The organism is Enterococcus sp. 12F9_DIV0723 (assembly GCF_002174375.1).
Lineage (GTDB): Bacteria > Bacillota > Bacilli > Lactobacillales > Enterococcaceae > Enterococcus_A > Enterococcus_A gilvus.
In genome coordinates this window covers 1,373,233-1,382,568 of the sequence record NZ_NIBK01000001.1, presented here as the reverse complement: position 1 = coordinate 1,382,568, position 9,336 = coordinate 1,373,233, and the positions used below count along the sequence as shown (strand labels likewise).

Here is a 9,336-nt window from a genome sequence, read left to right as displayed (position 1 = left end):
GCTTTAACTACTATTGAATTCTTGGTAGTAGAGAACAATATCCTTTTTTAAAATTACTATCTCTATCCACAGTATATCCCGTATACGGGATATACACAAGGGATTGTTAAAAATACTTTCACTCATCTTCCTTGTTCCATTGCTAGAGAAGTAGGTTTGATGGAGCTTACTTCATCTGCTATCTCTACAGTAGGTTGTTGAATAGAAGTAGCATTTTCACCCATTTCTAAAGAAAGGTTGATGGCTGTCTGTTTTTCTATCAACTGTTTCAATTCCTCCTCTTGTTCAAAAGGCTTAGCGACTTGTCGCTTGGCTTGATCGAGTTTTTTAACCAGATCCTCTTTTTCGTTTCTCAAATTATTGATCTTTTCAGGAAGTGTCCGCAAAACATTCGTCATGCGCGTTAGAGACCCTTTCCCATTTTTTTCTACAGCAACCGTATAACTTCGTTCTCGCTCTAAGGAAACAATCATTTGACCGAAACGAGAAGGAGCGATTTTTAGATCAAAACCATGCATTGAACCGATTATTTTTCTTTCCATTTCTGATCCCATTTCTATAATCGAATTGAATGCCTCTAACGCTTCCGATCGATCTTCATAAACTTGGTCTAATAGTGTCATGGAGAATTCACCATTCAATTGCTTAGCGCCCCACTCATTGTCCTTGATCGTTTTTTCCAAATTTATTTGTGTATCTTCCAACTGTTTGGGATATACGTTTTCTAAGTTATGAGTTAATATTAATCGGCTAGATTGCCAGCTGCTTTTTAGTAACTGCAGATTCATAACTTCCCGATCCACTGTCATCTTTTCTAAAAGCATGGGATTGTTGGTAGCCAGCGCTTTAGCTTCAGCCGCATCTAACGTTGATTGGTCAATATCATCTGCACTTCTAGCAATGCTTTTACCAGTCATGACCTGATTGATAAACTTCAATTTGTTTTCTTGGGTCTGCCACAAATAAGAATCAAACGAATTTCGAGCAACATAGCGATAAATCTGAACTTCTGAGTTTTCATTTCCTTGCCGCACACCACGACCATCCCGTTGGGTCAGATCACTTGGACGCCACGGAACATCCAAATGGTGCAGAGCAATCAATTTATCCTGGATATTTGTACCAGTTCCTAATTTTTCGGTACTCCCTAAAATAATGCGAACGTCTCCACGACGAACTTTTTCAAATAGTTCATCCCTTTGCCGGTCGTTTTTGGCCGAGTGGATAAAGGCAATTTCATTTTCTGGTATCCCTTTTTCAATCAAGATTTTTTTAATTTCATCATACACATTGAATTTATTAGGATTAGGCGTACCAGAGTCCGAAAAGATAATTTGCGTTGATTTCTTTTCAAACGTACTTTGCCAGATTTCATGTACTCTTTCTGCACATTTGAATAGTTTTCCATCCATATAAGCCGGTGCTGTTGAATCTAACAGACGCGGATCAATGGCCATTAATTTGGCTTCATTCGTGATTTTTAACATATTATCTTCTCGTGGATCGACCTGACCCAAACGTACCGCATCTGCTCGTTCGGCCAATTCAGCCATTTTCTTTTCCTGAAATTCAGAGGGTTCAGAAATCACTAATTGTGGTTTCCCAGTCGCAATCTCAGGAACTGGTAATTGAAGCATATCGCTTGTTTGGATATCTGCAGTTAAATGGAATGAACTCATTAATTCCGGTAAATTATGGAACTTTGCAAAACGACTCTTCATGCGAAAGCCACTACCTTCTGGATTGATTTCTGGTGCCGTCACAACCTCACCAAAAGTAGAAGCCCAGCGGTCAAATGTATGAAGATTCATTCGAGCTAATTCATCCGGCTGAAGATAACGCTGCATGGTGTATAATTCACTCATTGAGTTAGAAATTGGTGTACCAGTCGCAAAAACAACTCCTCTATTTTGAAATTTTTCCAACATGTATTGGCACTTCATAAACATATCTGTCGCACGCAAGCTGTTTGAGGTATTCACACCAGCAACGTTCGACATTTTTGTATAGGTATAAAGATTTTTATAATTATGAGCTTCATCGACAAATAAAAAATCGACACCCAACTCTTCAAAAGTTAGTAGCCGATCTTTGTACTCTTCATTTTGTAGGTTCTTCAGCCGTTCTTTCAGTCGTTTTTCAAAACTGACCATCTGTTTTAAACTCCAAGATTGTCCACTTTCACTCTTTTCAAGCCGGATTCCTTCTTCAAGTTCACTCAGTTCTCGCTTGATTAAAGCCGTTCTCCGCTCCTTACTCAAAGGAATTTTTTCGAATTGGCTATGCCCAATGATAATTGCGTCATAGTCTCCTGTCGCAATTCTTGAAACAAATTTTTGCCGGTTCTTTTTCTCAAAATCCTTTTTACCAGTAATCAAAACATTCTTTGACGGATAAAATCGAAGCAATTCTTGGCCGAATTGTTCCGTCAGATGATTAGGCACGACATACATTGGTTTTTTGATTAAGCCCTGGTCTTTCATCATCATACCAGCACCGATCATACTAGCTGTTTTACCAGCTCCTACCTCATGAGCCATCAAGGCCCGCCCATTCTCAACGATCCTGGCAACCACATTTTTTTGGTGGGGCCTTAATTCAAATTGTTCATTCATCCCCTCAAATGAAAGATAACTGCCATCATATTGCCTTGGCCGGATTCGGTTGAACGTATCATTGTAGATCCTCAAGAGCGTTTCCGCACGTTGGTGATCTTGGAACAACCAATCTTTAAAAGCATGGTGGATATGTTCTTGTTTCGATCGAGCCAACATCGTTTCTTTTACATTAAGCACGTCTTTAGTGATTTGCTCCCCATTTACCCAAACCTCTTCTTTATCAAAAATTTGAACAGTTTTCATATTTAAAGACTTTTCAAGAATTTGATAAGCGTTGATACGACTGGTTCCATATTCGTTATTGATCAACACCGAGTTATCCGATTTTTTACCGCTGATATGGTACGTATCCGAATACTGATTGTATTCTACTTTTATTATTTCATGTGAAAGCTTAAATGGTGCTGCATCGAACACATCTTTCATAAAGGTGTGATACGTGTCCAGTGGTATCCAACTGGTTCCAATATCATATTCTATTTCGCTGATCGTTAAATCTTTAGGTATGACTTCTTGCAGCGCTGCAATATTATTTTCAAAGCGATCATCTGATCCGACCAACATTTTTGCCAGGCTCAATTTATGTTTCACGTCACCCGATAAATATTCGTCTTTAGGAACGTACGCTTTTTCTGCTTGCTTGTCCGCTTGTAAATATTTTTCGGTATCAATAAAAATATGGCTGTCCAGCTGTTCTAATAAAATAGATTCCTCCACTGGATAAATCGACAACATATAGCTAAGATCCACCCTGCCAAGTTTTGATAAGCTATGATTCAACGCTTCAATTGCACTATTTACTTTCGTCACAGGTTCAATTTGCCGTATGGTTGCCTTTCTAAAAACATCGCCTTTAGTGACTGACCCATTTTTTTGTGGAATCTCAATCGAAGAAAGTAGAGCAAAGCGATCATCTTCATAAAATAAGCGACTATTTACTTGAGAGTTGATTGGACCGTATTTTTTAATAAATCCATCATAAACTCGATTCAATTCAGCGAGTTTGGCTGAAAATACCTCCTGGTCAAAATCATACTGCTGCTGATAAGAAATAACTTCAGACAAGCAATCACGAATATCGATCATACCCAACATACGTTTTTTCCTGGTATCTCCTAGACTTACTTTCTCAATATCACCATTGCCGTGATAATAAATAGAGCCTTCTCTTTCAATGTAGCTGTATAGTGGCAATTGTTCCTGATCTAAATTAGGTGTTTTTTCATCAATCAGCGGCAATACGTCTGGAACTTTATATCCCAACTCAATTGGCGATACATACTCGCCATTGACGATCCGTAGGCGGTCTTTTAATTGTTGGCTTAAATCATTGCCCTCTTGGGGAACTACAGTATACGTCCCTCCACGGAAATTCTTATATTTGAAATCACCTAAAATAGAAGACCATCTTTCCGAGTAAAACTTATTAACTGTGATTGGTGGATACAACGAACCATCATCAAAGCGTTGGTGATTTTCAACTTCTACCGTAGATTCCCAGGAACGTTCCCCATAGTCTCTTCTTAATTCGGCAGCTTCCTTCCTGAAGAAAAGGATATCCGTAGTTACTTCTGTCCCAGCAATCGCCTTAAACGCTGTTTCTGGCAATCTTACAGCGCCCAATAACTCAGCTTGAGTGGTCAACTCTTTTCTGAAATAAGAATCCTTTTTGTCCAAGGTACCGGAAGACGTGATTACCGCAACAATGCCACCCTCATGAACAAGATCCAGTGAATGCTTTATAAAATAATCATGAATATAATAGCTTTCCAAGGTTTTTTTATCCTTGATTCTAAAATCTGCAAATGGCACATTGGCCACAACTAAATCAAAACTTCCATCGATAAATTGTGTCTCTTCAAACCCTTTTTCCTGGATGTGGACCGACTGCTGAAGCTGCTTAGAGAGTGCTGCAGACAAGTGATCAAGCTCCACACCATATAGTTGGGAGTTTTGTTTCATTGTGGTCGGCATTGCTGAAAAGAAATTCCCTGTTCCCATTGCGGGATCAAGAATCCGGCCATGTTTAAACCCAAGCCGTTCCACTGTTTCATACACTTGTTCTATAATCATCGGGTCCGTATAATAAGCAGTTAAAACACTTTCTCTGGCACTTTCGTATTCTTCGGTGGTCACTAATTCTTTTAGTTCTTCCCGCTCTTTAGCATAGCTGTCATTTTCTGTATTAAAGATTTCAGATAAACCACCCCAACCAACATACTTAGCTAAGATCTCTTGTTCGTCAGTAGTGGCTAACCGATTCTCTTGCTCTAATTTTTTTAACAGTCGCAAGGCAGCCAAGTTATCTACTAGGCGTTCTTTCGGCTTTTTACCATAAAGAGAATCATTGTTTTGGTCAAAGGAGAAATCTATCGGTACGACTGACTCTTTTTTGGATTCTTCTTTATTGTTTGCAGCAGGGGCTGCTTGTGCTTCCGTATACTGATAATCAAATAAATCAATTTCACCTTCAGCTGCTTGTTCTACTTCGATCGTTTCAGAAACAGCCTGCACAATTGGCCGGTAGTACGTTTTTCCATCAGAATAAGTGATTTCGACAGGTTCAATCTCAAACTCACCTTTTTCATTGACTAGATACGCCTTGTCATTCAATCGCTGGAAACGATAGTCTTCGGGTAATTCGGTCCACTCAGACACATCGAATGACGAATCCGCGGAAACGTCACTCTGATTTTCTTGGATTGATTCAGTCTGATCCTCCCTACCTGATTCATCTAGGTTCAGATTGATTCCATAATCTCGGTGTTGTTCTTCATAATCCCCATCTTGCATATACGCATTTTCATTTATTAATTGTTGGATACGTTCTGCTACTTGTTTCCAGGTAAACGTCTTTGATTCATAATAGTTCGTTAACGTGATCCCTTTATCTACATGGGCATAATGGTAGGGTTTATCAGGTGTATTCGCCCCACCAATTCCATACCGCTCTTTCAGAAACTCTGCTCGTTTCTCTACTGAAGGATCTTCTTGGAAGAAAGAATAAATATCTCTCTTTAGATTGATCACCATGTTTGATTTCAAGACTTCTGGTAAATATTCTTTCGGTGTGATTCCTGCATTCTTCGCTATCTGGCCGTGTCGGTATCGTTGATAATTCAATCTTTCCTCTTCCGAAAAATACAATCCGGCAGATACCAACGTTTGGGTGTAATCTCGAACTTGGTTCCAGGTAAGAAGCGTTTCTCTTTTATCTTCTCCCTCCCACTTATCTCGAATCCGAATTCCTTTACTATCATGATCTGTAATCAGTTTAAACTGGCCGGTAGAAGTACTGACGCCAGTGCCGTATTCTTCTTTTAAGAATTGAGAGAGTTCCGTCTTTGATAATCCTTTATTAAAGGCGTCATAAATTCGGAATTTCCCATCTTGAAATTGAGAGCCCATTTTTACGACTGAAACCAGTTCTTTATAAGAAAATGGTTCGACCTTGCTTAAACCGGAAGAAGATCCTCCAGTGTCATTTCGTGGGCTTGTTCCTTCAGCTGGTTGATCACTTGTGTCCGGTGCAGCAATTCTGTTGGTAGTTGGTCCACTCTTTGCTGCAGTAGTTTCTGGAAGATCTTCTGTTCTTTCGTCTTCAGCTGTTCCTCTTTGTTCTTCAGATAAATCATCAACTCGCCGCTCAGATACAACTCGTGATACAGTGTTGCTTGATTCTCCTGCAGATATTCCTGGATCATCATTTCTTGTTTGCTCAGTTCGTGGTTCCCGGCCATTTCTGTCATTTTCGGATACAGTAGACCGTTCTCTTCCTTGTAATCCAGCATCACGATTGGTTTCGTTCGCCGTTTGTACGCTTGGTTTTGTTGGTTCATTTTCTCCTGATACTGGTTTATTTGATCTAAATTGTTTGGCATTGTCATTCTCCTTTGAAAGTAATTCTCTTTTCGCTTGATCTACTTGCACTAAAAGTGAACGGTTCGCGTCAATAATTTTGGGAACAGCCTCAATAAATAGGTCAGGATTTCCGACAAAAGGTTGCACGTCACCAACATAGTCTTTCCAGCGTGGAAACTGGCCAAGTTTATATTTCAACATAAACTCACTAACTTCCTCATAATATTCAAAGGAATCTGACAAATTTTCTATCATCTGATTATCTGAATACTCTGTAACGATCCCATTCCAAAGAGCATCTGCAGAATCATCTGAAATCTGGAATGCACGATCAGTGACGGTTGTGTATTGACCTTCATCCATCAGCCAAACCGGAAAAGAGAATTCTCTTCCGGTTGTTTGTGCGACATCAAAAAGGTTCACATGATAAAATAAGCCATTTTCTTTTTGGTGCAGTACTTTAATGGCCTTAGAACCTTGCGTAACAGATCGACCAATAGATTTCCAGGTATCAAAATCTGCTAAAAATTTTGCATTCGGATTCTGTCCATAAGCAAACAAAGCACTTTCTAAGTCATACTTGTACAGTTGGCTGCTAAACTCTAAGAACTGCAAAATTTCTTGTTCATTACTAGTTACCTGTTCTAATATCTGTTTGTACATTGAAGCCAAATCATTGTGTAATTTGTTAATCGAATGTTGTTGATTTTTCCATCGATCTAATAAGCCCATTCATCTTTCCCCCTAATATCAACGACTCATCAGCCATGATTCTTCATGTTTCTTTCCTTCAGGCGCTCGATCAGGCTGATATTTCACACGATCCTCTTTATCTACTGCCTGGAATCCATAATTTTTTACTAAAAGAGCGGCCTCTTCAGGAGAGTCCGCTTCAAAGAAAGGTTCATGAAATTGTGAATCTTGAGAAACAGCGACATACTTTTTTCGTTCCTCATCTTTGTGGATTTTCATCTGCTCTTTACCATTGCGCTCATATACGGATTCAAGTAAACGAGCTTCTAATTGCACTAGTACTCTATATCGTAGAGAATCATTCCAGTCCTTAATAAGAGCGTCTGTTGGCCGGTAGCCAAGATTTCGATAATCTTCATAATAACTGCTTACTTTTTGATGTAGTCCATGCAGCTCAATCGGGTCCATTCCCTCGTCAATACGAAACAGTTTTTGGAAATCATACTCTTCAGTAGTTGTTTCAATTTCGGCTAGTTGCTCTGTCACATTCTTACTTTCCAAAAATAAATCAAAATCCTCACCAGAAAAGTATTGATCCACATTCCAAGAATTTGCATTCTTTCCTTCGGTATTGAAATTCGTAAGCGCCTTGTGGATGGCTGCAACGGCTCGCCAGTCAACATTAAAAGAATTGGCAGCTTCCTGGTAAATAGGAATGTTTTCTTTAGGAATATCCAAATCATGTGGAATCAATTTTTTGAAATGAATCTCTTGACCAGTCTCATTGATCACATAAGAAAGTTTGGATAGATTGTCAAAAAAACGGTGGCCAGCTTGGTCATTGTCAACGCCAATGTAAATCCCCTCGTGAGGCAAAGAACCCTTAGAGAGATACATTTGATTGATAAATTTATAAACCGATTGCTCCTTCAACCCTTCCATTTCCGCTAACATACAATTCTCCAATTGTGGGTTCATGGACCAATAACTGAGTAGATCAATAGGCGACTCAAAAACGAACAACTTATTTGGCGTTCCGATTGTTACGTTAAATCCGAAATTCGTTTCACTATTTTTGGCGATTCCTTTAAAGCGGCCACGTTTAAATTTTTCAGGATTGTATTCAGAGCCTACCACGGAAGCCCCAACCGCTTTGCCAGTGTCCGACCAAACAAATATACTTTGCTTGTATTTATCTTCTTGAATGAAGCCTTTCTCGTGTAATGTTTCGACTAGAGTAGCTGATAATTTCCGCTGATTTACCAAATAATCAGCTGCATTAGAGAAGTCATTATTATGTTCAAAATAATACTGAAATGGTTCTTTGGGGTTTTCAGTAGTTTCAGTCTTTCTGAGCTGTTCATGGTGTTCCTGGGTTAAATAATTCAGCGCTTCTAAATGACTCATGTCGTAAAATCGGGAAACAAAGTCTAAGACGTCGCCATGAACAACTTGACCATTTTCAACTTGAGAGTTCCAATAAAAGCGATTCTTTCGCTTGTCGATCATTAAACTGTCATGCTCGATTCCCTGGGCAAAATTGCGCATATCAATATAGTCCATTCCTTGATCATCCATGACTGAAGTAATAGAAATTTTCTTGGCTTCAGTTAATAACTTTTGGTACTCATTTTTTTCCATTCATGTCACCTCCAAAATAGAAAAAAGTGAGCATTTTCTACTCACTTCTTCTCTCAACGATAGCTCATATTTATCGTTCTAATCCGTGAGAATTTGAACGATTAGTGTGTTTGTTCGGTGTATCCATATCAATTTCGAAAACTGGACTTGTCCTTTTCTTGCTAAACTCTAAATTATTTGCGTTCACTTGAAAGACCTCTTCTTCAAAAGAAATCTGGAACTCATCTTGAACATTACCTCTATAGATTCGGTCATCTTCTCCTGACCAGTTATCCGTCCATTTCACTTTATTCGGACCAACAACAAAATAATCCTGTTCCTGTTCTAAAGAAGATAAAACCAGCACTTTTTCATTTTCTTTATGCTTAATCTCAAGCAAATTAAAAAAACGATCGTCACCGATCGTTAACTCTGAATCAGGTATTTCAAATAATCCCTCATACTGCTTATTTACTTCATTAACTAAATTTCCAATCGAATAAGTTTGTTTTGCATTTGATGTATTCGCCATTAAGCTTCCCTC

General features: G+C 38.9%; 4 protein-coding genes. All 4 read right to left on the bottom strand.

Going from position 1 to position 9,336, the window contains the following annotated elements; all coding sequences use genetic code 11:
• Positions 1–122: 122 nt before the first annotated feature.
• Positions 123–4,580 carry an SNF2-related protein gene (locus tag A5868_RS19505; RefSeq protein ID WP_441316181.1) on the bottom strand — a complete coding sequence of 1,486 codons (4,458 nt, stop codon included), beginning with the start codon at positions 4,578–4,580 and terminating at the stop codon, positions 123–125.
• Positions 4,581–6,073: 1,493 nt separating this feature from the next.
• Positions 6,074–6,358, bottom strand: coding sequence for a TnpV protein (locus tag A5868_RS19500; protein WP_369596933.1), 285 nt, complete (start codon positions 6,356–6,358; stop codon positions 6,074–6,076).
• Positions 6,359–7,229: 871 nt separating this feature from the next.
• Positions 7,230–8,813, bottom strand: a complete 1,584-nt coding sequence (locus tag A5868_RS06675) for a DUF3991 domain-containing protein (RefSeq protein ID WP_086304192.1) — start codon at positions 8,811–8,813, stop codon at positions 7,230–7,232.
• A 70-nt stretch (positions 8,814–8,883) separates the two neighbouring features.
• Positions 8,884–9,324 carry a hypothetical protein gene (locus tag A5868_RS06670; protein WP_086304194.1) on the bottom strand — a complete coding sequence of 147 codons (441 nt, stop codon included), beginning with the start codon at positions 9,322–9,324 and terminating at the stop codon, positions 8,884–8,886.
• Positions 9,325–9,336: the final 12 nt, after the last annotated feature.